Origin of the sequence: Marinifilum caeruleilacunae, assembly GCF_013141825.1 — a bacterium.
Lineage (GTDB): Bacteria > Bacteroidota > Bacteroidia > Bacteroidales > Marinifilaceae > Marinifilum > Marinifilum caeruleilacunae.
The window spans coordinates 1-461 of the sequence record NZ_RZNH01000162.1; the positions used below are offsets into that span (position 1 = coordinate 1).

A 461-nucleotide genomic window follows, 5' to 3' on the forward strand; every position below is an offset into this window, starting at 1 on the left:
AGGTATAGACCTTGGGAAATTCTGTACACAGAATCATTCCATACAAAACAGGAATCAATGAAAAGAGAGAGGCAGCTGAAATCTCATCAGGGAAGAAATTTTATTCGTGAATTGATTAAAAGGAATTATGGAAAGTTAATATAATAATGGCAAATTGGTAGGGCTCATATCCGGCAGCCGCCGGACGTCAGTTCGAGTCTGGCCCCCGCTACTAGAATCAGCCGAAAGTGTATACTTTCGGCTTTTTTTGTAGTTTAATATGCTATGTTTGATGTGTACGTTCTTTATTCTCCCCAATACGATAAAATTTATATTGGATATACTAGTGACTTGCAGGCGAGGTTTTTATCTCATAATGAGTTGGCCACTAAAGGTTATACCATGAGGTATAGACCTTGGGAAATTCTATACACAGAATCATTCCATACAAAACAGGAATCAATGAAAAGAGAGAAGCAATT

The 461-nt window shown here is 37.5% G+C and carries 1 protein-coding gene; it reads left to right on the forward strand.

Annotated features, from left to right (window positions below):
* Positions 1–264 precede the first annotated feature (264 nt).
* Positions 265–461: GIY-YIG nuclease family protein (locus ELS83_RS22875; RefSeq protein WP_171597648.1), on the forward strand; the 197-nt coding region annotated here is incomplete at its 3' end.